The 514-nt window shown below is 66.7% G+C and carries 1 protein-coding gene; it reads right to left on the bottom strand.

Annotated features, from left to right (window positions below; genetic code table 11):
* Nucleotides 1-514: alcohol dehydrogenase catalytic domain-containing protein (locus EN935_RS39755; RefSeq protein WP_164771915.1), on the bottom strand; the 514-nt coding region annotated here is incomplete at both ends.

The following is a 514-nucleotide window of genomic DNA, read 5'->3' as shown; positions in this document are numbered from 1 at the left end:
GTCGAAGACCACATCGAAGCCTTCGCCTGATGTCGCCTCCCTGACCAGATCGGGCGCCGCGCCGCGCGAGCCGTCGAGGGTCTGGAAACCAAGCTCATTCGCGGCGAAGGCGAGCCTTTCACTGCTCATGTCGAGCAGCGTCACGTCGAGCTCGGCGATGCGGGCGAAGATGGCGGTGCCGAGTCCGATCGGGCCGGCGCCGATGACCAGCGTGCGGGCGCCGGGTTCGGCACATGAGCGCCGCACGGCATGCGCACCAATCGCCAGGAACTCGACGGCGGCGGCGTCGGCCAGAGACAGGCCGTTTGCCGGATAGAGATTTTGCGCCGGCACCAGGATGCGTTCGCACATGGCGCCGTCGCGATGCACGCCGAGCACCTCGATCCTGACGCAGCAATTCGGCTTGCCGTGCCGGCAGGCGATGCATTTTCCGCAGGAAAGATAGGGGTTGATGACGACCGGCTCGCCAACGGCCAGTTCGACGCCTTCGCCGGTCTCCACCACGGTACCCGAT

Origin of the sequence: Mesorhizobium sp. M7D.F.Ca.US.004.03.1.1 (genome assembly GCF_003998635.1) — a bacterium.
Lineage (GTDB): Bacteria > Pseudomonadota > Alphaproteobacteria > Rhizobiales > Rhizobiaceae > Mesorhizobium > Mesorhizobium loti.
This window is presented reverse-complemented; position numbering and strand designations above follow the sequence as displayed.